The sequence below is a fragment of the Acidovorax sp. A1169 genome (assembly GCF_030704685.1).
GTDB lineage: Bacteria > Pseudomonadota > Gammaproteobacteria > Burkholderiales > Burkholderiaceae_C > Acidovorax.
In genome coordinates, this window is the sequence record NZ_JAUZDX010000002.1 from 166,053 (window position 1) to 192,053 (window position 26,001).

General features: G+C 68.2%; 24 protein-coding genes. 13 read left to right on the forward strand and 11 right to left on the reverse strand.

What is annotated here, in order from left to right:
- Positions 1-30: 30 nt before the first annotated feature.
- Positions 31-1,059, reverse strand: a complete 1,029-nt coding sequence (locus tag QYL93_RS04000) for an LLM class flavin-dependent oxidoreductase (protein WP_305742448.1) — start codon at positions 1,057-1,059, stop codon at positions 31-33.
- A 202-nt stretch (positions 1,060-1,261) separates the two neighbouring features.
- Here QYL93_RS04000 and QYL93_RS04005 point away from each other — a divergent pair, with 202 nt between their 5' ends.
- Complete coding sequence (locus QYL93_RS04005; protein WP_370876935.1) at positions 1,262-1,747, forward strand: CZB domain-containing protein; 486 nt, start codon at positions 1,262-1,264, stop codon at positions 1,745-1,747.
- 42 nt (positions 1,748-1,789) lie between these two features.
- On the opposite strand, the gene ruvC is transcribed toward QYL93_RS04005, so the two are convergent.
- From ruvC to QYL93_RS04020, 3 genes are read right to left on the reverse strand one after another with little or no spacing between them, the layout of a single operon-like run.
- Positions 1,790-2,338 carry a crossover junction endodeoxyribonuclease RuvC gene (gene ruvC / locus QYL93_RS04010; protein WP_305742450.1) on the reverse strand — a complete coding sequence of 183 codons (549 nt, stop codon included), beginning with the start codon at positions 2,336-2,338 and terminating at the stop codon, positions 1,790-1,792.
- Positions 2,335-3,327 carry a phosphatidate cytidylyltransferase gene (locus tag QYL93_RS04015; protein WP_305742451.1) on the reverse strand — a complete coding sequence of 331 codons (993 nt, stop codon included), beginning with the start codon at positions 3,325-3,327 and terminating at the stop codon, positions 2,335-2,337. The genes ruvC and QYL93_RS04015 overlap by 4 nt, the downstream gene beginning before the upstream one ends.
- A gap of 1 nt (position 3,328) precedes the next feature.
- Positions 3,329-4,081 (reverse strand): lysophospholipid acyltransferase family protein, encoded by a 753-nt coding sequence (locus QYL93_RS04020; protein WP_305742452.1) that lies wholly within the window; start codon positions 4,079-4,081, stop codon positions 3,329-3,331.
- 138 nt (positions 4,082-4,219) lie between these two features.
- On the opposite strand from QYL93_RS04020, the gene QYL93_RS04025 reads away from it, so the two are divergent.
- The 3 genes from QYL93_RS04025 to QYL93_RS04035 all read left to right on the forward strand — a co-directional run bounded on the left by QYL93_RS04025 (position 4,220) and on the right by QYL93_RS04035 (position 7,705).
- Entirely contained in the window at positions 4,220-5,221 is a 1,002-nt protein-coding gene (locus tag QYL93_RS04025) for a LacI family DNA-binding transcriptional regulator (RefSeq protein WP_305742453.1), read from the forward strand.
- Between the two features lie 427 nt (positions 5,222-5,648).
- A complete protein-coding gene (locus tag QYL93_RS04030; protein ID WP_057269048.1) occupies positions 5,649-6,509 on the forward strand; it encodes an RNA ligase family protein in 861 nt (286 codons plus the stop codon).
- Positions 6,510-6,553: 44 nt separating this feature from the next.
- Positions 6,554-7,705, forward strand: coding sequence for an AAA family ATPase (locus QYL93_RS04035; RefSeq protein ID WP_305742454.1), 1,152 nt, complete (start codon positions 6,554-6,556; stop codon positions 7,703-7,705).
- On the opposite strand, the gene QYL93_RS04040 is transcribed toward QYL93_RS04035, so the two are convergent.
- A complete protein-coding gene (locus QYL93_RS04040) occupies positions 7,687-8,598 on the reverse strand; it encodes a helix-turn-helix domain-containing protein (protein WP_305742455.1) in 912 nt (303 codons plus the stop codon). The genes QYL93_RS04035 and QYL93_RS04040 overlap by 19 nt on opposite strands.
- 75 nt (positions 8,599-8,673) lie before the next feature.
- On the opposite strand from QYL93_RS04040, the gene QYL93_RS04045 reads away from it, so the two are divergent.
- A complete protein-coding gene (locus QYL93_RS04045) occupies positions 8,674-10,089 on the forward strand; it encodes a cytochrome P450 (RefSeq protein ID WP_305742456.1) in 1,416 nt (471 codons plus the stop codon).
- A 15-nt stretch (positions 10,090-10,104) separates the two neighbouring features.
- On the opposite strand, the gene mtgA is transcribed toward QYL93_RS04045, so the two are convergent.
- Genes mtgA through QYL93_RS04070 form a run of 5 tightly spaced genes read right to left on the reverse strand, consistent with a single transcriptional unit; the run spans position 10,105 to position 15,232 of the window.
- Entirely contained in the window at positions 10,105-10,839 is a 735-nt protein-coding gene (mtgA, locus tag QYL93_RS04050; protein WP_305742457.1) for a monofunctional biosynthetic peptidoglycan transglycosylase, read from the reverse strand.
- A gap of 25 nt (positions 10,840-10,864) precedes the next feature.
- Positions 10,865-11,725: a shikimate dehydrogenase gene (gene aroE, locus QYL93_RS04055; protein ID WP_305742458.1), complete on the reverse strand. Its 861-nt coding sequence runs from the start codon at positions 11,723-11,725 to the stop codon at positions 10,865-10,867.
- Positions 11,726-11,737: 12 nt separating this feature from the next.
- The gene (locus QYL93_RS04060; RefSeq protein ID WP_305742459.1) at positions 11,738-12,598 is read right to left on the reverse strand and encodes an energy transducer TonB; all 861 of its coding nucleotides are present in this window, start codon (positions 12,596-12,598) and stop codon (positions 11,738-11,740) included.
- A complete protein-coding gene (locus tag QYL93_RS04065; protein ID WP_305742460.1) occupies positions 12,595-14,667 on the reverse strand; it encodes a ribonuclease catalytic domain-containing protein in 2,073 nt (690 codons plus the stop codon). Before QYL93_RS04065 ends, QYL93_RS04060 begins: the two co-directional genes overlap by 4 nt.
- Positions 14,668-14,713: 46 nt before the next feature.
- Positions 14,714-15,232, reverse strand: coding sequence for a pilin (locus QYL93_RS04070; RefSeq protein ID WP_305742461.1), 519 nt, complete (start codon positions 15,230-15,232; stop codon positions 14,714-14,716).
- Between the two features lie 198 nt (positions 15,233-15,430).
- On the opposite strand from QYL93_RS04070, the gene QYL93_RS04075 reads away from it, so the two are divergent.
- Positions 15,431-17,008 carry a Wzy polymerase domain-containing protein gene (locus QYL93_RS04075; protein ID WP_305742462.1) on the forward strand — a complete coding sequence of 526 codons (1,578 nt, stop codon included), beginning with the start codon at positions 15,431-15,433 and terminating at the stop codon, positions 17,006-17,008.
- Here the strand turns inward: QYL93_RS04075 and QYL93_RS04080 are convergent.
- A complete protein-coding gene (locus QYL93_RS04080) occupies positions 16,991-17,575 on the reverse strand; it encodes a YqiA/YcfP family alpha/beta fold hydrolase (RefSeq protein WP_305742463.1) in 585 nt (194 codons plus the stop codon). The genes QYL93_RS04075 and QYL93_RS04080 overlap by 18 nt on opposite strands.
- A 140-nt stretch (positions 17,576-17,715) precedes the next feature.
- Between QYL93_RS04080 and QYL93_RS04085 the strand changes: the two genes are divergently transcribed.
- From QYL93_RS04085 to QYL93_RS04115, 7 genes are all read left to right on the forward strand, one after another.
- The gene (locus QYL93_RS04085) at positions 17,716-20,073 is read left to right on the forward strand and encodes an HDOD domain-containing protein (RefSeq protein WP_305742464.1); all 2,358 of its coding nucleotides are present in this window, start codon (positions 17,716-17,718) and stop codon (positions 20,071-20,073) included.
- A gap of 47 nt (positions 20,074-20,120) precedes the next feature.
- Positions 20,121-21,299 carry a rod shape-determining protein RodA gene (gene rodA / locus QYL93_RS04090; protein ID WP_057201701.1) on the forward strand — a complete coding sequence of 393 codons (1,179 nt, stop codon included), beginning with the start codon at positions 20,121-20,123 and terminating at the stop codon, positions 21,297-21,299.
- Positions 21,300-21,566: 267 nt separating this feature from the next.
- A complete protein-coding gene (locus QYL93_RS04095) occupies positions 21,567-21,902 on the forward strand; it encodes a YegP family protein (protein ID WP_007854175.1) in 336 nt (111 codons plus the stop codon).
- A 77-nt stretch (positions 21,903-21,979) separates the two neighbouring features.
- Entirely contained in the window at positions 21,980-23,464 is a 1,485-nt protein-coding gene (gene tldD / locus QYL93_RS04100; protein WP_057201702.1) for a metalloprotease TldD, read from the forward strand.
- Between the two features lie 167 nt (positions 23,465-23,631).
- Positions 23,632-24,168 (forward strand): hypothetical protein, encoded by a 537-nt coding sequence (locus tag QYL93_RS04105; RefSeq protein WP_305742465.1) that lies wholly within the window; start codon positions 23,632-23,634, stop codon positions 24,166-24,168.
- 300 nt (positions 24,169-24,468) lie between these two features.
- Entirely contained in the window at positions 24,469-25,590 is a 1,122-nt protein-coding gene (locus QYL93_RS04110; protein ID WP_305742466.1) for a 3-deoxy-7-phosphoheptulonate synthase, read from the forward strand.
- Positions 25,591-25,689: 99 nt separating this feature from the next.
- Positions 25,690-26,001 (forward strand): hypothetical protein, encoded by a 312-nt coding sequence (locus QYL93_RS04115; protein WP_305742467.1) that lies wholly within the window; start codon positions 25,690-25,692, stop codon positions 25,999-26,001.

Genomic DNA, 26,001 nt, shown 5'->3' on the forward strand with positions numbered 1-26,001 from the left:
GCTACGCTCCCACCGGTTACAAGTCGGGTATCAGGCGGGCACCGCCGTACCCAGGGACGCATGTGCCTGCGCCGCAATCTCCAGCGAACGCAGCCGCAGGGCCGAGTCGTACACGTCGCTCACCAGCATCAGCTCGTTGGCGCCGGTCTCGCGTACCAGGTCGGCCAGGCCGGCCTGCACCGTCTCGGGCCCGCCGATCACGGCGGCCGCCAGGAAGTCGCCGATGGCGGCACGCTCCTGGGGCTGCAGGCGCGCTGCGAAGTTCTCCACGGGCGGTAGCAGCAGGCGCCGGTCGCCGGTCAGGATGCCCAGCACGCGCTGGTAGGTGCTGCTGGCCAGGAACTCGGCTTCCTCGTCGGTCGGCGCGGCGATCAGCGGCACGCCGATGGCCAGGTAGGGCTTGGGCCAGGCCGCCGAGGGGCGGTAAAGGTTGCGGTACAGGTCGATGGCCTGGTGCAGCAGGCGCGGTGCGAAGTGCGAGGCAAAGGCATAGGGCAGGCCGCGCTCGGCCGCCAGTTGCGCCGAGAACAGGCTTGATCCCAGCAGCCAGATGGGAACATTCGTGCCGGCCCCGGGTGTCGCCACCAGGCGCTGGCCCGGTTCGGCCGGGCCGAGCAGGCGCTGCAGCTCGGCCACGTCCTGCGGAAAGTCGTCGGCCGTTTCCACGCGGCTGCGGCGCAGGGCACGCATGGTCGCCTGATCGGTGCCGGGCGCGCGGCCCAGGCCCAGGTCGATGCGACCGGGGTAGAGCTCGGCCAGGGTGCCAAAGGCCTCGGCCACCACCAGCGGCGCATGGTTGGGCAGCATCACGCCGCCCGAACCCACGCGGATGCGCGAGGTGCCACCCGCGATATGCCCCACCAGCACCGCTGTGGCCGAGCTGGCGATACCGGCCATGTTGTGGTGCTCGGCCAGCCAGTAGCGGGCGAAACCGAGTTTTTCAGCATGCTGCGCGGTGCGCAGGGCGATCTGCAGGGCCTCGGCCACGGTGCCGCCGTCGCGAACGGCCACCAGGTCCAGCATGGACAGGGCGGTGCGGGGAGAAACAGGTTCAGTCATACGCGCATTGTGGTCCGGTCCGGCCGGGGGCGCTTGCGGCCGGGCCAAGAGCTGAGGCTGGGAGCAGGGGCGCAATGCACATGCCGGCAGGGGTATGCCATTTTTTGGTAGCCAAAACAAAAAACGCTACACAAAATGTTTCAGATAGGTGCGGTGTCTCCCATACCAGAGGTCCCGCCCACATACCAAGACGGGGTTGCACATGGGTTTTTTCAGCCGACTGTTCAAAATGCGGGAGCAAGACCCGACCAGTCCCGACACGACCTGGGCCATGGAAGACAACGGCAGCGAACTCGTGCTGGATGCCGAGTACGCCACCATGCTCATGACCGAGATCGATATCGACGCGGCCATCGCCAGCCATGAAGGCTGGCGCCTGCAACTGCAGGACATGGTCAATGGTCGCTCCAACGAGGTCATGCGCCCCGAGCGCATTTGCCAGGACGACCGCTGCGACCTGGGCCGCTGGCTCTACGGTACGGGCCGGGTGCGCCTGGGCCACTACCCGGCCTTCGGCATGCTGGTGGCGCGGCACAAGTATTTTCACCAGCAGGCGGCTGCCGTGGTCATGCTGTTCCAGGCGGGCGAGCAGCAGCAGTCGGTCCAATTGCTCAACAGCAGCTGCCGCCATGCGTCCAACCAGGTGCTGCTATTGCTCAAGGAGCTCAAACGCGGCATGGGGCGTTGACCGAACTCACCTCCTGAGGCGCGAATCGGCCAGGGCGGTCAATTAATAACTCCTGCCGTCCTTGTACATGGCGTGCTGGCGCCGCTGCAGGGTGCCTGCTTCGCCCAGGCGGGCCATGGCTGCGCCTGCATGGGCGTGGGTGATGGCCATGCCCAGGCCGTCGGCGGCGTCGGTGCCGGGCAGGCCGGGCAGGCTCAGCAGGCGGCGCACCATCTCCTGCACCTGGCTCTTGGCGGCGCGGCCGTGGCCGACTACGGCTTTCTTCATCTGCAGCGCGGTGTACTCGGCCACGGGCAGGTTGCTGGCCACCAGGGCCGTGATGCAGGCGCCGCGAGCCTGGCCCAGCAGCAGGGTGGACTGGGGATTCACGTTGACGAAGACGATTTCGACCGATGAGGTGTCGGGCTGGTAGCGCGCCACCACCTCGGTGATGCCGTCGAACAGGATCTTCAGGCGCCCGGGCAGGTCGCCCAGTGCCAGGGTGGTCGTACGGATGGTGCCGCTGGCCACGTAGCTCAGCTGGTGGCCATCCATGTCCACCACGCCGAAGCCGGTGGTCTGCAGGCCGGGGTCGATGCCCAGGATTCTCATAGCCCGAAGTACCAGCGCACCGAGTGGAAGAACACCGGCGCCGCAAAGCACAGCGCGTCCACCCGGTCGAGCAGCCCGCCCGCGCCGGTGACCGACATGCCCTGCATGCCCCAACTGGTGATGCCGCGGTCGCGCTTGAGCGCCTTCATCACCAGGTGCCCCAGGCTGCCGGCCACGCAGGCCAGCAGGGCCATGCCCAGTGCCTGGCCGGGCTTGAAGGGGGTGATGAACGTGAGTAGACCGCCCACCAGTCCACCCACGGCCACGCCGGCCAGCCAGCTCACCCACTGGAAGCTCTGGCTCACCTGCGGCGCCACGGGCTTGTGCGGAAAGCGCCGGCCCAGCAGGTGCTGCACCACCATGCAGGTCTGCACCACGAACACCAGGAAGAACACCAGGAAGGCGCCCTTGTCCTTGTAGCCCGGAAAGTCCAGCAACAGCAACGCCGGCACATGGCTCATGCCGTACACGCAGACCATGATGCCCCACTGCAGCTTGGCATTGCGCTCCAGGAAGCGCTGCGGGTCGTTGGCCAGTGCGCTCACCACGGGCAGTGCCAGGAACACGTAGACCGGGATGAACACCGTGAACAGGTCGAAGTGCCGGCTGCCCACGATCCAGAACTGCAGCGGCAGCACCACGAAGAAGGCCAGCACCAGGCTGCGGTGGTCGCCCCGGCGCGTGGGCGAGAGCGTGATGAACTCGCGCAGCGCAAAAAAGCCGACGATGGCGAACAGCACGGTGGCCACGGCATCGCCCAGCGCCCAGCCGATCCAGAACACGGTAGCCATGGCCCAGGACGTCTTGAGCAGGCCCCAGAAGCGCTTGGCTTCGAGCGCATCGGCTTCGGCCTGGGGGTCGTCGCTGTACTGCTCGCGCAGCATGCGCACATAGGCCCAGATGGTGACGATGGACAGCAGGCCGAACACCACGAGGAACAAGGCACCGATCTGCTGGGTGGCCGTCAGGTTGCGAAGGAAGGCGTTCATCTCACACTTCCCTCAATGCGATGACCGCACGGCGTGCACGGTCGAGAAAAGGGCGGCGTTCCTCGTCGGGGTCCAACTGGATCGGGGCCCCGAAGGTCACCGAGCACAGGATGGGCACGGGCACCACTTCACCCTTGGGCATCACGCGCTGCACGTTGTTGATCCAGGCCGGCACCAATACCACCTGCGGGAACATCTCGGCCAGCTTGAACAGGCCCGACTTGAATGGCTGGGGCTCTTCGCCATGGCCCCGCGTGCCCTCGGGAAAGATCACGATGGAGTCACCGCTCTCCAGCGCCTTCACCAGGGGCGCAAGCGGGTCGCCCTCGGGCAGAGCGGCGCGCAAGGCCTCAGGCGTGGGAGGCTTGGGTGGCGCCTCGGGCGCCGGGTCGGGCCCGCCGGCAGAGGCCGTTTCCGAATCGGGCAGGGCCACACCGGCAGCCACGGGCTCCACAGGTGCTGGGCGTGCCGGTGTGGCCTGCCGGTCCACGTACACCGCATTGAACACGGCGGTGGTGATCCACTGGCGAAACGGTGTCTTGGTCCAGTAGTCCTTGGCGGCGATCGGGCGGGTGATGCTGCGCAGCTCCTCGGGCAGGGCCGCCCAGATCAGCACCATGTCGGCATGGCTCTGGTGGTTGGCGAAGTAGATGCGCTGCTCCGCCTTCGGGGGGCAACCATACCAGCGGGCCTGGGAGCCGGTCAGGAACCGCACTATTCCCAGAAGAAGGAGACTCATCAACTTGGCAAGCATGGCGCGGATGATACGGGCGAACCCGCGTGACCTTGCCGAGCAGCGCAGGAGGCACCTGCCCTGGGGTGCGGGGGGCTGCCGGCGGGCGCATGGGGGCGCGCCTTTCCCGCGCATACTGTCTGGCTTTTGCGCTGCCCAATGAAAAAGCCCCAAGTCTTCACCGTTCACGACATCGCCCGCATGGCCGGTGTGTCCGCCATGACGGTGTCGCGTGCGCTGAACACCCCGGAGCGGGTGGCGCCCGCCACCTTGCTCAAGGTGCGCGAAGTGGTCAGCCAGACCGGTTTCGTCCCCAACGGCATGGCCGGTGGCCTGCGCTCCTCGCGCGCCCGGCTGGTGGCGGCGGTGCTGCCCACGCTGACCGGGCCGGTGTTCCAGGAAACCGTGCGCGCGCTGAACCAGGCCCTGGACGAACGCGGCTACCAGTTGATGATCGGCCAGAGTGGCTACGACGCCTCGCGCGAGGACGCATTGCTCGACGCGATCATCCGGCGCCGGCCCGATGGCATCGTGCTGACCGGCATCATGCATTCAGTGGAAGGCCGGCGCCAGTTGCTGGCCGCCGGCATCCCGGTGGTCGAGACCTGGGACCTGACGCCCACCCCCATCGACATGCTGGTGGGTTTTTCCCACGAAGGCATTGGCGAGGCCGTCTGCCATTTTCTGCACCAGCGCGGCTACCGGCAGCCCTTGCTGATCGGCGCCAACGATGACCGGGCCCGCCTGCGCATGGGCGGGTTTCGGCGCGCGGCCCGGGCGCTGGGCCTGGCGGCCGAGGTGCCTGCGGTGCTGGTGCCGGCGCCCACCACCCTGGGTTCAGGGCGCAGTGGGCTGGTGGCGGCGCTGGCCGATCACCCCGAGACCGATGCGGTGTTCTGCAGCTCGGACATGCTGGCCCTGGGGGTGCTGATCGAAGCCCAGGCGCGCGGCCTGTCGGTGCCCGGGCAACTGGGCGTGGTGGGGCTGGGCGATCTGGAGTTCGCCGCCAGCCTGCAGCCGGCACTGACCACGGTGCGCATCGACGGCACCCGCATCGGCCGCACCGCCGCGCAGTTCATCGACGACCGCGCGGAAGGCCGCACGGTCAACACGCCCATCGTCGACATCGGCTTCGAGATCGTGTCGCGCGCGAGCGCATGAGGCCCCGGCGCATCCCCACGCCACCCTGTGCGCATACGGCCAGAAGCGGTGCGGGAGGCGCACAGACAGCGCCTGGCTGTGGCAATAAAACACCAGAGTTGCGCGCTGTTCTTGAAAACACCGGCGCTCGCCCGTAGCATTCGCCCTCTTTCAAAAATCCTCACCTTCGAGACCGACATGCCCCGCACCCCCCGTTCCAGCTGAACGACACGCCACACGAAGCCCGCGGCCTCAAGCCCCGGGTCATGCCATTCGTGTGGGCATGCGGGCAAGCCAGCCAGTTCCCTTGTCGCACACCGTGCGCCCGGCCCCTGAACTGCCTGCCTTGAGCCAGCCACCCATGGTCACCTGCTGACCTTCTGCGTCGTCTTCGGCCCCTGTCCCAGGCCTTGCTTGTTGCCTGGTTCCCTGCCTGCCGGAGACTTCCATGACGCACACCTTTCTGCACAACCGCGAACTCGCGAAATACCCCCGTACGCCCCATCTGCAGGGCTCCCGCTACCAGCCCGGCGACAAGGGCGACCCCGTTCCCTATGCCGAGCTGCTGGGCAAGACCATCGTGGTGGAGGAAAAGCTCGACGCCGCCAACGCTGGCCTGAGCTTCGACGCCGCGGGCCAGTTGCTGCTGCAGTCGCGCGGCCACTACCTCGACGTGGACCGCCTGGGCGGCCGCGAGCGCCAATTCAACCTGTTCAAGCAATGGGCCCGGGCGCACGAGGGCCGGCTGCTCGACGTGCTGGAAGACCGTTACGTGCTGTACGGCGAGTTCATGCACGCCAAGCACTCGGTCTACTACGACGCGCTGCCGCACCTGTTCTGCGAGTTCGACATCCGGGACCGCCGCACCGGTGACTTTCTCGACACACCCGCCCGGCATGCCCTGCTGGCCGGCGTGCCCGTGGTCTCGGTGCCGGTGCTCTACGCCGGCCTTGCGCCGCCTCGCATGCAGGCGCTGCAGGCACTGCTGGCGCCGTCGCTGGCGCGCACGGGGCAGTGGCGTGCCGCGTTCGAGGACGAGGTGGCGCGACAGGGGCTCGACCTGGCCCTGTGCTGGCAGCAGACGGATCGGTCCGAGCTGGCCGAGGGCCTGTACATCAAGGTGGAGGAGGGCGGCCGGACCGTGGGGCGCTTCAAGCTCGTGCGGCCGGACTTCATCCAGACCATCCTGGATTCGCAGTCGCACCACAGCGAGCGCCCGGTCATCCCCAACCGCCTGCGTGCGGGCGTGGACCTGTTCGGTCCCGAGGTCGACAAGCGCTGGCCCTTGGCTGGCGGCGGCCGCCTCTGAGCGCAACAACCCCCACGGCGGGCCCAACCGCCCAGGAGAATGCAATGACGATATTTCAATGGAAAGACTTGCAGGGCCTGGTCCCTGCCGCGGGCGGCGCGCCTGATCTGGGCGCCTGCCTGGAGGCCTTCCCGCAACTGCGGCTGGCCGCCACGACGCCGCAGGACCCCGTGTTCCACGCAGAAGGCGATGTATGGACCCACACCGCCATGGTGCTGCGCGCGCTGCTGGACAGTGCCGATTACGCCGCGCTGGAGCGTGCCGACCAGGAGGTCGTGTTCCTCGCCGCGCTGCTGCACGACGTGGCCAAGTGCAGCACCACGGTGGTGGACGAGGCCACGGGCCGCATATCGCAGCCCGGCCACTCGCGCAAAGGTGCCATCGACGCGCGCATCGCGCTGTGGCACGCCGGTGCGCCGCTGGCCGTGCGCGAGGCCATCTGCCGGCTGATCGCCGTGCACCAGGTGCCGTTCTTCGCGCTGGAGACCTCGCGCAAGGGCACATCGCCAGAGTTCACCGTGCGCCAGCTGTCCTGGCAGGTGGACCTGCACCTGCTGGCCCTGCTGGCCGAGGCGGACATGCGCGGCCGCGTCTGCCCCGACCCGCAGCGCACGCTCGATGCCATTGAGCTGTTCCGCGAACTCGCGCGCGAGGAAAACTGCTATGGCCAGCCGCGTGCCTTTGCCGATGCGCACACCGCGCTCAGCTACTTTCGCGGGGCGAACGTGCACCCGGACTATGCGCTGCACCAGGAGCCCGGCTCACGGGTGGTGGTGATGTCGGGCTTGCCCGCCTCGGGCAAGGACACCTGGGTTGCCACCCACCACCCCCGGCTGCCGGTGGTTTCGTTCGACGATGCGCGTGCTCAGCTGGGCCTGCGCCATGGCAAGAACGAGGGCATGGTGGCCCACCACGCGGTGGAACAGGCCAAGGCCCTGCTGCGGGCGCACGAACCCTTCGTTTGGAACGCCACCCACCTGTCGGACCAGATGCGCGCCAAGACCCTGGACCTGTGCCTGGCCTACCACGCCGAGGTGGAGATCATGTATCTGGAGCAGCCGCGTGCAGAGCTGCTGGCCCGCAACCAGCGGCGCGACACCTCGCTGTCCAACAAGCGGCTGCTGGAGATGCTGCTGCGCTGGGAGGTGCCGCTGCCTACCGAGGCGCACCGGGTGAGCTACGTCCAGAGGCGATAGACCCAGAAGGCCTCGTCGCGGCGGATGCCGTCGTACAGCGCCTGCGGCGCATAGCCGGTGATGCGCCGCGTGACGCGGCACAGGTGCGACTGGTCCGAAAAGCCGGCGCCTGCAGCCACCTCGGCCCAGCGCACCGGGGATTCGGCCGTGTCTGCGGCAAGTGTGTCGAAGAATGCCTGCTCGGCCTTGCCGAAGCCGCGCAGCTCGCGCAGCGGCAGCCCGGCCCAGCGCTTGATGCGCCGCTCCAGCTGGCGCAGGCTGCGGCCGGGCGCCGAATGCGCCGCGCGCTGCGCCAGGTGCGTGGCCCAGTCGCCATAGCGCTGCGTGGCTGTGGCGGGGCCGGGCCTGCAGGCCTGCCAGCGCGGCAGCAGAAACTGCTCCAGGCATTCCATGCGGGCCGCGTCGTCGGGCTGGTGCTGCACCGCCTCGCACATGGCCAGCCAGTCGCGCGGCAGCAGCTTGGCGGCATCCACCGTGCGGTCGGTCAGGTGCTCGGGCGCCAGGCCGGTGAGCAGGTGCAGCGCATCGGGCATGAACATCACCATCATGGCGTGCGTGGGTTCGGCGCACCAACTGGTCGAGGGCCGGGTCTGCGGGCCTGCCAGCATCCAGCGCCCTGCGAAGGGCTCGCGCGGGCTGTCCAGGCCCGGCATGCTGCCGGGCCGCTCGGGGACCAGGCATTCGCTGCGGCCCGTGAACCACCAGCTCAGGCTGCACAGCGGCGTCGCGGGAAAGCGGTTGATGCGTTCTTCATCGCTGAGCGCATGGCCCAGCGTGCTGCGCACGATGGTGCCGCGCACGCAGGCCGACAGGCCGGCATGCGGTAGCCACAGCTGGCCCGAGGGAATGAGCCCATCGGGGTGCCGGGCAGAAAGGGGTGCCTGAATGGCCATGGAGCCCGAGTGTAGGGGAGAGACGATGTCGCAATCGTTCAATACGCCGGTGGCGGGGCGCACCACCATGCCGGCATGAACACAACCCTTTCCGACGACCTTGCGCATGCCGCAGCCCCACCCGCCCTGCAGGCATCAGGCCCATCGCCGCGTTGGTGGGGGTTGCCACTGCTGCGTGCCATGCGTGCCGACTACCTGGGCTTCGTCACCCGGCTGCAGCGCGAGCATGGCGATCTCACGCGCATGCGGCTGGTCAACGAGGATGCCTGGGATCTCATGTCCCCCGAACTCGTGCGCGAGGCCCTGGTCACCCATGCCGAGCACCTGGTGCGCTGGGAGCGCGGCATCGAGGTGTTCGAGCAGGTCTTCGGCCAGAGCGTGCTGGTGACCGAGCACGCCACCTGGCAGCGCCAGCGGCGCATGCTGATGCCGGCCTTCGCGCCCAAGCGGGTGGCAGGCTATGCGCAGTTGATGACCGGTGCCGCGCAGGCCGCGCTGGACGCTGCCGTACCGGCAGGCCAGGCCGGGGCCCTGGTCAGCATGGAGGGGCTGTGGACCGGGGTGGCCATGGACGTGATCCTGCGCACCCTGTTCGGCGAGTCGGCCAAGGAAGACGCGCGCGATGCTGCCTGGGCCACCCAGACGCTGTCGGCCGCTGCGTTCTCGGAGATGTTCATGCCCTTCACCCTGCCCGACTGGCTGCCCCTGCCCGGCAAGGCGGCCAAGCGCCGGGCGCTGCGCCTGCTGCGGGGGCTGGTGCAGCGCCACATCGACCAGCGGCACGCCCAGCAAGGGCTGGCGTCCACGGTGGACCGCAGCGACCTGCTGCAGATGCTGCTGGCCCTGCGCGACGAGTCCACGGGCGAGGCCCTTTCGCACCAGGAGGTGTTCGACCAGTGCATGGTCAGCTTCCAGGCCGGACACGAGACCAGCGCCACCGCCCTCTTGTGGTGGAGCCGGCTGATGGCCGAACATCCCGAGGCGGCACAACGCGCCCAGGCCGAAGTGGACTCGGTGCTGCAGGGCCATGTGCCAGGCCCGGAGCACATCGCGCAGTTGCCCTGGCTGGCAGCCACCCTGAAGGAGGCCATGCGCCTGTACCCGCCCGTCGCTGCGGTGATGAGCCGGCGCACCACGGCCCCCATCACTCTGGGCGGTGTGGCCGTGCCCCAGGGGGCGATCCTGCGCATCACGCCCTGGGTGCTGCACCGGGACGGGCGTTGGTTCGCGCAGCCCGAGCACTTCCTGCCCGAGCGCTTTCTGGAGGGCGCACCCGAGATACCCCGGGGGGCGTGGATTCGCTTCGGCCTGGGGCCGCGCGTGTGCATCGGCCAGCACTTCGCGATGCTGGAGATGGTGCTGCTGGCGGCGATGCTGCTGCAGCGCTATACCCTGCGGGTACCGGAGGCGGCGCCGCCCCTGCAGCCCCGGCTGCATGTGACCCTGCGGCCGCAGCACCCGGTGCAGCTGCTGCTCAGTCGGCGCGCCTGAGGTTGTATTGGATTCTCAGGGCAATTCGGCGCTGTTCATCCGCGCCAGGATGGTGCGCGTGCGCCCTGCCAAGTAGGCCGATCCCGGCGTCTTTTCGAAGCGCTTGGGGGCCGGCAGCATCACGGCTAGGCGGGCCGCCTCGCCGGGGGCGAGGCGGTTGGCGCTCTTGCGAAAGTAGTGCTGGGCGGCGGCCTCGGCGCCGAAGACGCCCTCGCCCCATTCCACGCTGTTGAGGTAGATCTCCAGGATGCGCTCCTTGCTCAGCAGCTGCTCCAACAGCAGCGTGAGCACGAACTCCTGCCCCTTGCGCAGCAGGGTGCGCTCGCCCGAGAGCAGCAGGTTTTTGGCCAGTTGCTGGGTGATGGTGGAGCCGCCCCGAATCTTGGGCGCGCGCTGGGGCTTTTCCGGGGCCCGGTTCTGGGCCTTGGCGGCCTGGGCTTCGGCCTTGGCATTGCGCTCCCAGGCTTTCTCGATGGCGGCCCAGTCCACGCCGTCGTGGTTGGCGAAGCCGTCGTCCTCCGAGGCGATCACGGCGCGCTTCAAGTGGTCCGATATCTCGGCGTAGGGCATCCATTGCTGGCGCCAGCGCACCTGGCCGGTGCTGGCCAGTTGTGTCCAGGCCTCGGAGCGCTGGAAGCTGGTGGATTCGGGGTTGACCACCACCATGGCGGCAATGCGCAGCACGAAGAACAGCTGCAGCGCCAGGGCGGCGAACACCACCAGGCCCAGCCAGCGCAGCACGGCTTTCATGTGCGGGTTCTTTTTCTTGCCAGGTTCAATGCCGGGGCTGCAGCGCCAGTTGCGTCTGCAGCTCGGCCAGCACCTGGGCCGAGGGCGGGCGCACGCCGCGCCAGAACGCGAAGGCCTCGGCCGCCTGCTCCACCAGCATGCCCAGGCCGTCGCGCGGCACCGCCCCGTGGGCGGCAGCCCAATCCAGGAAGCCCTGGGCCGCAGGGCCGTACATCATGTCGTAGGCCAGGCCCCCGGGGCGCAGCACGCTGGCCGCCACGGGCACGGCGTCACCCGCCAGGCTGCTGGCCGTGGCGTTGATGACCACGTCGAAGTCGCCCGCTACCGCATCCAGCGTGCTGGCAGTCAGGCGGGCACCGCGCTGCGTGGCCAGGGACTGGTGCGACTGCACCAGCGCCTGGGCCTTGGCCACGGTGCGGTTGGCAATGGTGATATGGCGCGCACCGGCCTGCAGCAGCGGGCCGAGCACGCCGGCAGCCGCGCCACCGGCACCCACCAGCAGCACATCGCGGCCCTGCAGGGCCACGCCGGCATTGCGCGTGATGTCGGCCACCAGGCCCAGGCCATCGGTGTTGTCGGCGTGGATGCTGCCGTCCGGGCGAAACACCAGGGTATTGGCCGCACCGGCCAGTTGCACGCGCTCGCTGCAATGCGTGGCCAGCAGCGGTGCTTCGATTTTGAACGGCACGGTGACGTTGCAGCCGCGCCCGCCCTGGGCTGCGAACGCGCGCACACCCTCGGCAAAGCCGTCCAGCGCCACCAGGCGGCGCTCATACGCCAAGTGCTCGCCGGTCAGTTCGGCAAAGCGGGCGTGGATGGCCGGCGAGCGGCTGTGCGCCACCGGGTTGCCCATCACGCAATACAGGTCGACGGTGGCTTGGCTCATCTCGAAGGGGGTTCAGCGGACGGTGGTTTCCAGCGTCTGGTCGCGGGTGAAGCGAAAGCGCGCCACCATGGCGATCTGGTCGGCCTTGGCGCGCATTTCCTGGTTGAAGGTGCCGAACGGGCCTGCAGCGCGGGCGATGGCTTCGGCCCGGCGGTCCAGCGTGGCATTGCCCGAACCCTGCACGATCTCGGTCTCGAGCACCCGGCCGTCGTGGTTCACGGTGACGATCATCGTCAGCTCGCCATAGAGCTTCTTGCCGGCCTGCTCGGGGAAGTTCTCGGTGCCCTTGTCCTCGACCTTGCGGCGCAGCGCGTCGTAGTAGATCGCATAGGCCTCTTCGCGCGTGGCCGGGCTGATGTAGCGCTTTTTGGGGCGCGAGTTCTCTTCGTTGATGCGCTTTTCGATCTCGGCCAGCAGCTTGACCAGCTGGCGGCGCTTTTCGTCCTGCGACGACTGCTCGGCGCTCTGGCTGGGCTTGCGCGGATCGGGGGGCGGCATGGCGGCCAGCTGCTTGCGCAGTTGCGTGAGCAACTGGGTCTGCTGCTCCTGCATCGCATCCATCTTGCGCTGGGCTTCTTCGAAATCGTCACCCATGGCCGTCAGTGCCGAGTAGGGCAGGGGGCTGGTGGCCCGGCCTTTTTCCGCATCGCCGCCGCCCGCCAGGTTGGACTGGGCGATGGCCTGGGCCTTCTCGGGCCGCTCGTTGGACTTGGCGTTGACCAGGATGACTTCGAGCGGCGTGTCCTGGAACACGCGGTTGAAGCCCTCCGGGTCGATGAAGCGCACGGTGATGAGCGCCGCATGCACGGCGATCGATACGCCGAGCGCAAGCTGCAGCGTGCTGAAGGTGCGGAGGAAGGCAGGCAATTTCACGGCGTCAGATTATCAGCGCTGGCGGGCGCTTCGGCTTCGTTCATGTCCACGGCAATGGCAATCGGGCCGGCCACGGTCTCGTCGTCCTCCTCCGCCGCCTCGTCGGCACCGGCTTCGGGCTCGTCGCTGTCCAGGCGCTCCAGCACCGTGCCATGGATGTCCAGCGTGATCTCGTCGATCTCGCCGAGCTTCACGCGCAGGCGCGCACCGCGCGGCAGGTTCTGCGCGCCCAGCACCGGGAACACCAGCGGAATGTCGTCCGCACGCACCAGGAAGCTGCCGCCCGGGCCTTCCTTGAAGACGGTGGCGGTCAGCTCGGTCAGGCCGTTCTGCTGCACGTACTTCAGGGTCCAGAAGCGCTCCATGCCGGCCTGGTAGCCGTTGTAGGCGCTGTAGGCGCCGTCGAAGCTGCTGATGATGGAGAACAGGTCGGCATCCTTGGGCTTGAACGGCGCGGCCAGGGCCGCCGTCTTGCCGTGGCGCGCGCAGGCAATGATCTGCCACTGGTTCACGAGGTCGGTGTAGCGGCGCAGCGGCGAGGTGGCCCAGGAATAGCTTTTCACGCCGATGCCGGCATGCGGCAGCGCCTTGGTGCCCATGCGCACCTTCACGCCCGGCGCCATGCTGGCCTGGCTGCGGTAGATGCCGGGCACGCCCAGCTCGGCCATCCAGCTGCCCCAGGTGCTGTTGGCCACAATGGCGGCCTCGGCCACGATCAGGTCCAGCGGGGCGCCGCGCTGGCGCGTGGTGATCTGCACCGTCTCCGAACCGTTGGGCTCGCCGCGGTCGTTGCCCACCAGGCGGAAGTTGTAGTCCGGGCGGTTGAAGTTCTCGGGCTTGCCGCGCACCACCTCGCGCTGCGCCTTGAGGCTCTTGGCCAGGCGGAACAGGAAGGACAGTTGCTCGCGCAGCTCCGATACGCGCGCTGGCGTGCCCTCGACCTGCACGGAGGGGTCGGTCAGCCAGGCTTCGGTCACGATGTGGTCGAGCTGGTCGTGGCGCAGGTTGGCCAGCACCGGCACGCGCTCCAGGCGGGTTTCGGTGGAGAGGATCTCCAGCGTGGTCTCGTTGACGGTGACGTACAGCGACACGGCGGGGTTGGCCCGGCCTTCGTCCAGCGTGTAGATCTGCACCACCTCGTCGGGCAGCATGGTGATCTTGTAGCCCGGCATGTACACCGTGGACAGGCGCGCGCGGCCCAATTGGTCGATGGCACTGCCCGGCTGCACGGCCAGGCCAGGCGCTGCGATGTGGATACCCAGCACCACGGTGCCAGTGCCCAGCCCTTGCACGGAGAGCGCATCGTCGATTTCCGTGGTCTGCGAATCGTCGATGGAGTAGGCCTGCACGCCGGCCAGCGGCAGGTCGTCCGGCGGCTGGGGGGCGGTCAGGGCCGGGAAGCCCGTGCCCTTGGGGAAGTTCTCGAACAGGAAGCGCTTCCAGTGGAACTGGTAGGCCGAGTCGATGGCACCGGCCTTTTGCAGCAGGTCCAGCGGGGCGGTGTGCGTGGCGCGGCTGGCGTCGACCACGGCCTTGTACTCGGGGGCGTTCTTGTCCGGCTTGAACAAAATCTTGTAGAGCTGGTCGCGGATGGGCTGCGGGCATTCGCCCCGGCCCAGGGCCGCAGCCCATTCGTCAATCTGCGCCAGCACGGCCTTTTTCTTCTCGATGGCGGCCAGCGCCTGCTGCAGGATCTCGGCCGGTGCCTTCTTGAAACGGCCCTTGCCCGCACGGCGGAAGTAGTGCGGCGCCTCGTACAGGCGAAACAGCGCACCGGCCTGCTGGACCAGCGTGGCGTGCTCGGAGAAATAGTCGCGCGCCAGGTCGGCAAAGCCGAAATCGTCCTCGGGCGCGAACTCCCAGGCCAGGTCCAGCTCGATGGATTCGGCCACGGCCTGCGCCTGGGCCACCAGCTCGGCCGGGGCGGGTTTTTCGAACTTCAACAGAACGTTGGCGGCCTTGACCTTGACCCGCTTGCCCGAATCGAGCTCGACTTGGGCCGAGCTCTCGGCTTCGGACAGGATACGGCCGGCCATGAACTTGCCGGCTTCTTCAAACAATGCATGCATAGGCGGCATTCTCCCATGGGGCGCCCCCCGTCTCTGGCGAGACGGGTCAGGATCCTGCCGGGCCCATGCAATCCAGGGGGGTGGCAATGGCCGGGATGTTTGTGGCGTTCGTCCCCTGCGCGGTCATCTTGTCCGGCACCTTGGCCTTGCCGCAGACCCAGGCAATGGGCACCTGCGGGAAATCCGGGACGATGGCCGGCCGCAGGGTCAGGGTCTTGCCTGCGATGGCCTTGTTGGCCTTGTTGCCATAGACGATGTTCACCGCCCCGCCGGCCACGGTGACCTTGGCCACATTGGTGCTGACGATGCGGTCCTCGGGCGGCAGGCCGGCGGCGGCATTGTCGGCGGGCATGGTCTTCTTGAGTGCGTAGTGCACGGCCACGGCCTGCTTGACGAACTCGACCATGGCCTGGCCCTCCTTGACCTGGGTGCGCAGCATCCGGTCCTGGTACGAGGGCAAGGCCATCAGGGCCAGCACGGCCACGACAGCGACGACCATCATTATCTCGATCATCGTGAAGCCCTGCGGGCGATGCAGGGAAGGGGGGCGCTGCGGGTGGTTCATGGCGGTGGTGCAAGACCCGGTCAGGGGACGATGGGGCGGGATGGGTGCAAATATAAGGGCTTGTGGGAGCTGCCGGGGTGAGGAAGGCCGGTGCCGCAGGGGATTGCATGGTCTGCATGGCCGGATCGCCGCAGCGCCGGGGCTCTATGATTCGCGGCTTCCCTTTCCCTGCGCAACCCGCCTTCCCCTGCCTTCCTGATGCTGATCGATGCCATTGCCGCACCGCTGACTTTGCTGGCAGTGGCCCTGCCCTTCCTGTTTTCCATCACCACCCCGCCGTCCACCAATGTCTGGCCGCTGCTGGCCTCGTGGTCGTGCATCGTGCTGCTGGTGGCGCTGGCATGGCAGCGGGCGCTGCGCTCGCGCCGCCACCCGGGCCTGTGCGATGGCGGCGCCACGGCGGCGACCCAACTGGCGCTGGGGCTGCTGCTGGCTGCGGTCGTTGGGGGAGTGATCTGCCTGGTGCAGTATTTCGGGGGTGATGTGGGTATGGCGCCCTGGATCAATGCCTCCACCCCGGGCCAGGCGGTGGGCAACCTGCGCCAGCGCAACCAGCAGGCCTCCCTGGTGGCGCTGGGCCTCTGGGCGCTGGTGTGGCTGGTGGCGCAGTGGCATGCGCGCAGCCAGGCAGGGAGGGGACAGGCCGCGCCGGACTGGCTGGTGGGGGTGGGCATTGGCTGGGCTCTGCCCATACTGGCACTGGCCAGCGCCGCCACGGTCTCGCGTACCGGGGCCGTGCAGTGGCTGATCATCGTGGCCCTGCTCCTGTGGTGGCGCCGCTCGACCGGCCGGCTGGCGCTGGGGGTGGCACTGGGCGGGCTGGCGCTGTACATCGCGGCCGCATGGCTGCTGCCCGTGCTGCTGCACACCTGGAGCGGGGTGCAGGCCGAGGACCTGTTCAACCGCTTCTCGGGCAATAGCCACCAATGCACCAGCCGGCGCGTGCTCTGGTCCAACGTGCTCACACTGATCGCGCAGAAGCCCTGGACAGGCTGGGGCTGGGGCGAACTTGACTACGCGCACTACATCACCTTGTTCCCCGGTGAGCGCTTCTGTGTGCTGCTGGACAATGCCCACAACCTGCCCCTGCACCTGGCCGTGGAGCTGGGGCTGCCGGCTGCCGTGCTGCTGTGCGGCGCTGCGCTGGCCTTCATAGTGAAGGCACGGCCCTGGAGCGAGACGGATCCGCTGCGCCAACTGGCCTGGGGCATCCTGGCCCTCATCGGCGCGCACAGCATGCTGGAGTTTCCGCTGTGGTACGGGCCGTTCCAGCTGGCGGCCCTGCTGGCGCTGGCGCTGCTGTGGCCGCGCCGCCGCCCGGCCGCTCCCCCTTCGCCGGCAGTGCTGGGCGCCACGGCCATGCTTCTGGTGGCGGCTGCCTTGCTGATCGCCTGGGTGGCGCACGACTACCACCGCATCAGCCAGCTCTACAAGGTGCCTGAGCGGCGTGACCCGGCCTACCGTGACATGACCCCGGCGACCACGGCCCCCACGCTGCTGTTTTCGGACCAGGTGGATTTCGCCCGGCTGCCGGCCATGGCCCTCACCCCGGCCACGGCCCAGGAGGTGTACGCGCTCTCGGGCGAACTGCTGCACTACTCGCCCGAGCCCCGCGTCATCGAGAAGCGCATCGAAAGCGCGCTCATGCTCGGCCGCGACGAGGAGGCCGCCTACCACCTGCGCCGCTACCGCATCGCCTACCCCAAGGACCATGCGCGCTGGCTGAACAAGGAGACGCCGGCCTCGCGCGCGCCGGGATCAAAGCCGCAGGAATGAATCCACCAGAGGCAGGTGCACCTCGAAACCGCTGAGCGCATGGTCGCCGCCGTCGAGCAGTTGCAATTGCGCCGCCGGGTAGCGCGCCACCATCTCGCGCCAGTCCAGCACCTCATCGCCCTTGGCGATGATGGCCAGCTCGGTGCCCGCGGGTGGTTTTCCGCGCACATCCAGCGCCTGCAACTCGCCGATGTACCCTGGCAAAAAGAAGAAGCGCTCGGCCGGGTCGTGCCAACTGGTCTGCTCGCCAATGTAGCGGGCCAGGTCGCGCGCCGGGTCCACGGCGGGGTTGAGCATCACGCTCGGGCAGGAGAGTTGTTGCGCCACCCAACTGGCATAGAAACCGCCCAGTGACGAGCCGACCACCGCACTGGAAGCCCGGGGCCAATGGGCCACGGTCTTCTCCACCAGGTCCATGGCCTGGCGGGGAGAGGGCGGCAGTTGCGGGCACCAGAAATGCACGCCGGGGTGCTGGGTTGCCACATGGGCGGCCATCTGCCGCGCCTTGGCCGACTGGGGGGAGGAGCGAAAACCGTGCAAATAGAGAAGGTGGGTGGTGCGGTTCATGGATGGAGGCAGCCGAAAAGCGTGTAACAGGCGCTCAGGGCAGGGGAATCACTGCGTTGGGACCCCTTGCACGGGCATAAGATGTTGCAAAGTGTATGCCGCAGCCTGCGATACCGCGCCCCGCCCTGATTCTCCCGACCATGACCGATTTTGCGCCGCTTTCCCCCGCCCGCCGTTCCGCCTGGGTGGTCGGCGACCGGGTGCCACCGCCCCAGGGGCGGTTCGAGCTGCAGCAGGTGCTGGTGGCCAACGGGCAATTCACCCAGTGGCGGGCGCTGGACCGGCGCGGGCAGCGCCCGGTCACCATCCGGCAGTGGGCGGTGGCACCGCCACAAGCGGCGGCAGCGCTCGAGCGCTGGCTTGAGGCCGCCGAACGGGCCACCCACCTGAACCATGCCTTCATCGTGCCCGTGCTGGAGGCCGATGTCCTCGCGCGCCAGCCCTGCATCGTGCACGAGCAGATGCTGGGCCCCACGCTGGCGGAGCACCTGGCGCGCCAGGGCCGCTGCACGCCGCACGATGCCGTCGCGCTGGTGGTGGACCTGCTCGATGCGCTGGAGGCCGCACATGGAGCGGGCGTGGTGCACGGCCAGGTGGACCTGGAGCATGTCGCCATGGACCCGCAGCGCCACGCCCGGCTGCTGGGCCTGTGCTGGCATGCCCCGGCGTTCGGTGCCGGGGAGACATCGGCCAGCGCGGCAGACGATGTGCGCTCGGCCGCCCGGGTGCTGGTGCACCTGCTCACCGGCAGCCCCTGGGTGGGCGCCGCCGAGGCGGGGCGCGCCCTGCCCGCCGTGCTGATCGACGCCCTGGACGAGGGCTTGCGCACCCTGCTGCTGCGCGCCCTGGGCCAGGATGGCGCGACCCCGTTCGCGGGCGCGACCGAACTGCGCGATGCCCTGCGCACCTGGGCGGCGCCCGCCAGCGCGCCCACGGCGGCCAGCAATGCCACGCTCGATTTTTTGCTGCGGCGCATGCGCCACAAGAGCGATTTTCCGGCCCTGTCCGACTCGGTGACGCGCATCCAGCGCGTGGCACATTCCGAGGACGACAGCATCAGCGACCTCACGCACGAGATTCTCAAGGACGTGGCGCTGACCCACAAGCTGCTGCGCCTGGTCAACAGCGTGCACTACGCCCATGCGGGGCGGGGCACCATCAGCACGGTGTCGCGGGCGGTCAGCCTGGTGGGTTTCAACGCCGTGCGCAACATGGCCATGAGCCTGGTGCTGCTGGACCACATGCAGGACAAGGCCCATGCCGAGCAGATGCGCGAGGAATTCCTGCGCTCCATGATGGCCGGCTCGGTGGCGGCCGAGCTGTGCGGCCCGGGGCAGGGGGCCGAGGAGGCCTTCATCGGCGCCATGTTCCAGAACCTGGGGCGCATGCTGTGCAGCTTCTACTTCCCGGAGGAGGCGCAGGAGGTGCGCCGCATCCTGGCCGGCGGCCGGCTCGAAGGCGGGGAGGAAGCCGCCGCCGTGCAGGTGCTGGGCCTGGGTTTCGAGGACCTGGGCACTGGGGTGGCGCGCGTCTGGGGCCTGCCCGAGAGCCTGCAGCGCTGCATGCGCAAGCCCCTGGGCTCGCCCGCCCAGCGCCCGCCCGAGCAGGGCGTGGAGCGCCTGCGCTGGGTGGCGCTGGCGGCCAACGAGGTGGCCGACATGCTGCTGCACAGCGACCCCGCGCGGCTCGAAGAGCGCATGCAGGGTGTGGGCACGCGCTACAGCCGCACCCTGGCCCTGTCTCCTGCCGCGATTGCCGAGGCCACCTTGCGCGCGCGCCACAAGCTGGTGTCGCTGGCCGAAACCCTGGGGCTGCGCGTGCCACCGGGCACGCCCGCCGCCCGCCTGCTCCAGCTGCCGCCCCCTGCGGATGGCGAGGCGGCCGTGCCGGAGGATGCCCTGGCGCCCCATGAACTCGGGATCGGCGAGGTGCAACCCCTGCCCGCTGTGCTGGCCTCGCAGGCCGGCGGGGCGGTGTCGGTGGCCCAGGTCAACGAGGTGCTGTCCGCCGGCGTGCAGGACGTGACCAATGCCATGGTGGACACCTTTGCGCTCAACGACGTGCTGCGCATGATCCTGGAGACCATGTTCCGTGCGCTGGGTTTTCGGCGCATGGTGTTCTGCCTGCGCGACGCCCGTACCGAAGTGCTTGTCGGCCGCTTTGGCCTGGGCGAGGGCAGCGATGCCGCGGTGCGCGCGATGCGGGTGCCGCTCAAGGTGCCGGGCGACCTGTTCGCCGCCGTCTGCCTGCGCGCTGCGGACACGCTGATCAACGATGCCACCGACCCGCGCATCCACGCGCGCCTGCCCGAGTGGTACCGCACAGGGCTCAATGCGCCGTCCTTCCTGCTGCTGCCCCTGCAATTGAAGGGCCAGACCTTCGCGCTGATCTATGCCGACCAGTCGGTGGCCGGCGGCATCGTGGTGGATGACAAGGCCCTGGGGCTGCTGCGCACTCTGCGCAACCAGGCGGTGATGGCCTTTCGGCAGGCGGGTTGAGGCGGGGTTACCGGCCTGGCGGCTGGCCGGCACCCGATAATCGGGGGATGGCCGCCGTTTTTGAAAAGCCCTCCCTTGCCCAGCGCTTCACGCCCCTGTTCCGTGGGTTCGATCTGCCGTTGGTGCTGATCATCATGCTGCTCGCGGGTGCGGGCCTGCTGGCCATGTATTCCTCGGGCTACGACCATGGAACCCGGTTCATGGACCATGGGCGCAACATGCTCATCGCCAGCGCCATCCTGTTCATGGTGGCCCAGGTGCCTCCGCAGAAGATCATGGTGTTTGCCGTTCCGCTCTATGCGGCGGGGGTGGCGCTGCTGATCGCGGTGGCGCTGTTCGGTATCACCAAGAAGGGCGCGCAGCGCTGGGTGAACCTGGGCATCGTCATCCAGCCCAGCGAAATCCTCAAGATCGCCATGCCGCTGATGCTGGCCTGGTGGTTCCAGAAGCGCGAAGGCACCTTGCGGCCGCTGGACTTCGCGGCAGCGGGGCTGCTGCTGGCCATTCCCGTGGGGCTGATCATGAAGCAGCCCGACCTGGGCACCTCGCTGCTGGTGCTGGCCGCAGGGCTGTCGGTGATCTTCTTTGCCGGCCTGCCCTGGAAGCTGGTGCTGCCGCCGGTACTGATCGGCGGTGCCGGCATCGCCGTCCTGGTGCTGCTGGGCGACCAGCTGTGTGCCGACGGGGTGCGCTGGGTGGTGCTGCACGACTACCAGCAGCAGCGCATCTGCACCCTGCTGGACCCCACGCGCGACCCGCTGGGCAAGGGCTTTCACATCATCCAGGGCATGATCGCCATCGGCTCGGGCGGCGTATTCGGCAAGGGCTTCATGGCCGGCACGCAGACCCACCTGGAGTTCATTCCCGAGCGCACCACCGACTTCATCTTTGCCGCCTTCTCCGAGGAATTCGGCCTGGCGGGCAACCTCTTCATCATCACCTGCTTCCTGCTGCTGGTCTGGCGCGGGCTGGCCATTGCCATGGGCGCCACCAGCCTGTTCGGGCGCCTGATGGCGGGGGCCGTGTCCATGATCTTCTTCACCTACGCCTTCGTGAACATGGGCATGGTCAGCGGCATCCTGCCGGTGGTGGGCGTGCCGCTGCCCTTTATCAGCTATGGCGGCACGGCCATGGTCACGCTGGGGTTGGCACTGGGCATTCTGATGTCGGTGGCGCGCTCGCAGCGCGCAGACCCCAAGGACGCACCGCCCGCCATGCAGGCCTAGGAGCGTGTAGGACTTGGAAATAGTCGGCTGCAAATAGGCCGCAGAGGTCCATTTTTCACCGTCTTTTTGCCCCATAGCCTGGCTATGGGGCTGCAAATCCGGCAAAAACTGTCCTCGCTGGGGCCGATTTTCGCTTTCGACGCTCCAAGTCCGACAGGCTCCCGGCGGGGAGACGGGAGCGGGGGCTTGCGCCATTGCCACGGCGGGCGCTTGGGGTTACAACTGTTGGCCGCAGCGGCTTTTCGACAACCCCACGGAGGTGCCCACATGGCGTCCAAGTTCGAGCTCAAGAAGTCCAGGAACGACAAGTTCGTCTTCAACCTGCTGGCTTCCAATGGCCAAGTCATCCTCACGAGCGAGTTGTACGAATCCCGGGCCAGTGCCTTGAACGGCATCGAATCCGTGCGCAAGAACGCGGCCGACGATGGCCGCTACGGCCGCCTGTGCGCCAAGGACGGCTCGCCGTACTTCACCCTCAAGGCCGGCAACGGCCAGGTCATCGGCCAGAGCCAGCGCTACTCGGGCGAAAAAGCGCGCGAAGCGGGGATCGAATCGGTGAAGGCCCACGCGCCCGATGCGGTGGCCGACGACCAGAGTGCCTGACCCCCGTCCATACCCTGCAAGGGATGGCAGGTGCCCCTGCGCCGCACGGGGTGTGCCTGCGCGCCTAAAATGCCTGCATGACCTTCAGCTCTTCTACTGCCGCGCCCCAGCGTGCGTCCACCACCCAGCGCATCGACGTTGCCCGGCAACTGCTTCTGGCACCCTTCGGCCTGGATGAAAGCCATCTGGCGCGCGCGCTGGCCGAGATCCGCACGCACCAGGTGGACGATGCGGACCTGTACTTCCAGTACACGCGCAGCGAAGGCTGGAGCCTGGAGGAGGGCATCGTCAAGACCGGCTCCTTCAGCATCGACCAGGGCGTGGGCGTGCGTGCCGTGAGCGGCGAGAAGACGGCGTTTGCCTATTCCGACGATATTTCCGAGGCCTCGCTGCTCGACGCCGCGCGCACCGTGCGCACCATCGGCGCGGCATCGCAGGCCGGCCGGGTGAAGGTGGCGTCGCAGAAGATCGCCACCAGCCGCAGCCTTTACCCGGGCGTGGACCCGATCGCCACGCTCGACAGCACGGCCAAGGTGGCCCTGCTCGAGCGCCTGGAAAAGCGCGCCCGTGCCAAGGACCCGCGCGTGGCCCAGGTCATGGCCGGCCTGGCCAGCGAATACGACGTGGTGCTGGTGGCGCGTGCCGACGGCACCCTGGCCGCCGACGTGCGCCCGCTGGTGCGCCTGTCGGTCACGGTGATCGCCGAGCAGAACGGCCGCCGTGAAATGGGCTCTGCCGGCGGCGGTGGCCGCTTCGGCCTGGCCTACTTCGATGACGAGCAGATGGGCCAGTACGTCGACGAGGCCGTGAACGCGGCCCTGGTCAACCTCGAATCGCGCCCGGCCCCGGCGGGTGAGATGACCGTGGTGCTGGGCTCTGGCTGGCCCGGCATCCTGCTGCACGAGGCCATCGGCCACGGCCTGGAAGGGGACTTCAACCGCAAGGGCTCGTCCGCGTTCAGCGGCCGGATCGGTCAGCGCGTGGCGGCCAAGGGCGTCACGGTGCTGGACGACGGCACGATTGCCGACCGCCGCGGTTCGCTCAATGTGGACGACGAGGGCAACGCCAGCCAGCGCAACGTGCTGATCGAGGATGGCATCCTCAAGGGCTACATCCAGGACTCGCTCAACGCGCGCCTGATGGGCGTGGCGCCCACCGGCAACGGCCGGCGCGAGAGCTATGCCCATATCCCCATGCCACGCATGACCAACACCTACATGCTGGGAGGCGACAAGGAGCCGGCCGAGGTCATCGCCAGCATCAAGAAGGGGCTGTATGCCTCCAACTTCGGTGGCGGCCAGGTGGACATCACCTCCGGCAAGTTCGTGTTCTCGGCCAGCGAAGCCTACTGGGTCGAGAACGGCAAGATCCAGTACCCCGTCAAGGGCGCGACCATCATCGGCAGCGGCCCCGAGTCGCTCAAGAAGGTGACCATGATCGGCAACGACATGCGCCTGGACAGCGGCGTTGGCACCTGCGGCAAAGAGGGCCAGAGCGTGCCCGTGGGCGTGGGCCAGCCCACGCTGCGCATCGAAGGCCTGACGGTCGGCGGCACGGCCTGATCGGACCTGCCGCCCAGGGTGGCAGGTCCGGGCGGGGCACGCAGTGTTGCGTGGCCACGCCATCGGTGCCACCCATTGCCCGCAATTGGCCGGTCTTCGCCCGCCAAATAGCCGCCCGATGGCCTGCGTGTAGCCGCGCGGCCCTGGCTCGGCGCACAATGCATTTCATGCCTGCCACGCGCCCCAGTCTGCAGCACACACTCCAGTCGTTTGGCGACATCAGCCGGTTTCTGCGCGAGAGCGTGGCCGACGAGGATTCGCGCCAGTTGCGCGACAGCCTGAGCGGCTTGTCCAACCACATCGACGAGGCGGTGCGCACGCGCCGCACCAGCACCGATACGGCTGCCATCACGCGCCGGGTGGTGAGCCTGTCGCACTGCGCGCGCGAGCACCAGCTGTTCCTCACCGGCCTGGGTTCGGCCTGGCATGCGCTCTATGAGTTCGGCGCCTACCAGCGCGCCCTGCGCGAGCTGCGCAATGCCATCACCGCCTGGCAACAGGCGCTGGAGCAGCGCAACACCCGCGAAAGTGCCTGCTTCGACCAGTTCGAGCTGCTCGCCTGGCGCACGCTGGGCGAGGCCTTGCTGCTGGTGGACATGTATGAGCACCAGAGCGAGCCGGTGAGCGAGCTGCCCGGCGACGAGCCGCCACCGCGCTCGGCATTGCAGCGTGCGGCCGCTTGGCTGCGGCGCTGGAGAAGTTGATCTCCGGCTGAATATTGCCGCCCCTTTCGTCGTCCCGGATCGCCCTGCAGGCCGCTGTGGCGTTGCATCTTCGCAACGCACAGGGGTTGCTGCAATGCGGCAAGACTGTGCTACATTGAAACCCATGCAAGTTCGCAGCGCGTTTTATTTTTGGTTTTTTATCTCAGTCCCCGGCGGATGAGAGGCTAACGCGCAAGCACACACAACCTCCCCATACCAACCGCCGACGCTGCAAAGCCCGGCGGTTTTTGTTTTTCTGCCCTCCCCATTTCCACCCATCCAGCCCACGAGGAAGACAACATGACGGCCCACACCAACCCCACCAGCGATTCCTGGTACCGCAGCGTCGAGAAAACCAGCCAGACCGACGACGAACGTATCAAGGACATCACCGTGTTGCCTCCTCCAGAGCATCTGATCCGCTTTTTCCCCATCAGCGGTACGCCGGTGGAAACGCTGATCACCCAGACCCGCAAGAACATCCAGAACATCATGGCCGGCGAGGACGACCGCCTGCTGGTGATCATTGGCCCCTGCTCCATCCATGACCCAGCCGCTGCGATCGAATACGCGCGCCGACTCAAGGCGGTCCGCGAGCAGTACAAGGACACGCTGGAGATCGTGATGCGCGTGTACTTCGAAAAGCCCCGCACCACGGTGGGCTGGAAGGGGCTGATCAACGACCCCTACCTCGATGAGACTTACCGCATCGACGAAGGCCTGCGCATCGCACGCCAGTTGCTGATCGACATCAACCGCCTGGGCGTGCCGGCGGGCAGCGAGTTCCTGGACGTGATCTCGCCCCAGTACATCGGCGACCTGATCTCCTGGGGCGCCATTGGCGCACGCACCACCGAAAGCCAGGTACACCGCGAGCTGGCCTCGGGCCTGTCGGCGCCCATCGGCTTCAAGAACGGCACGGACGGCAACATCCGCATCGCCACCGACGCCATCCAGTCCGCCAGCCGCGGCCACCACTTCCTGTCGGTGCACAAGAACGGCCAGGTCGCCATCGTCAACACCAACGGCAACAAGGACTGCCACGTCATCCTGCGCGGCGGCAAGGCCCCCAACTACGACGCCGAGAGCGTGGCCGCCGCCTGCAAGGACCTGGAAGCCGCTAAGCTGCCCGCCACCCTGATGGTGGACTGCAGCCATGCCAACAGCAGCAAGCAGCACCAAAAGCAGATGGACGTGGCACGCGAAGTGGCCGGCCAGATCGCTGGCGGCTCGCGCAGCGTCTTCGGTCTGATGATCGAAAGCCATCTCACGGCCGGCGCCCAGAAGTTCACGCCCGGCAAGGACGATGCCTCGGCGCTGACCTACGGCCTGAGCATCACCGACGCCTGCCTGGGTTGGGACGATTCGCTGCAATCGCTGGCCGACCTGTCGGCCGCAGTGCAAGCCCGCAGGGCTGCCTGAGCAACTGCCTGCGTGTAAGCTTCTGGCCATTGAGGGCCCTGTCCGCTGACCGAGTGCAGCGGCGGGGCCTCCCACCCCTGCTTACAGAAAGGCATCCCCATGCACAGCGAAGTCTCCGTCCGCCTTGCGGGCAACCAGGAATTCCGTTTTGACCTTGCGAACGCCCAGCCCATGACCCACGAGGAGGGGCGCCGTTGGCTCGACGACCAGTTCACCAGCCTCGATTGCGAACCCCTGCGCGCCAGCGGCAAGGTGCTGCTGGCCGACAAGGTGCTCACCGTGGCGCAGGCCGCTGGCAGCCCGCTGATGGGCGATGTGCAATGGTCGCGCGACTTTGCGCGCGCCGCCAGTGCGGCCCTCGCCCGGCCCGTGGTGCGGGTCGACGTGCCTGCAATGGCAGTAACTTTCTAG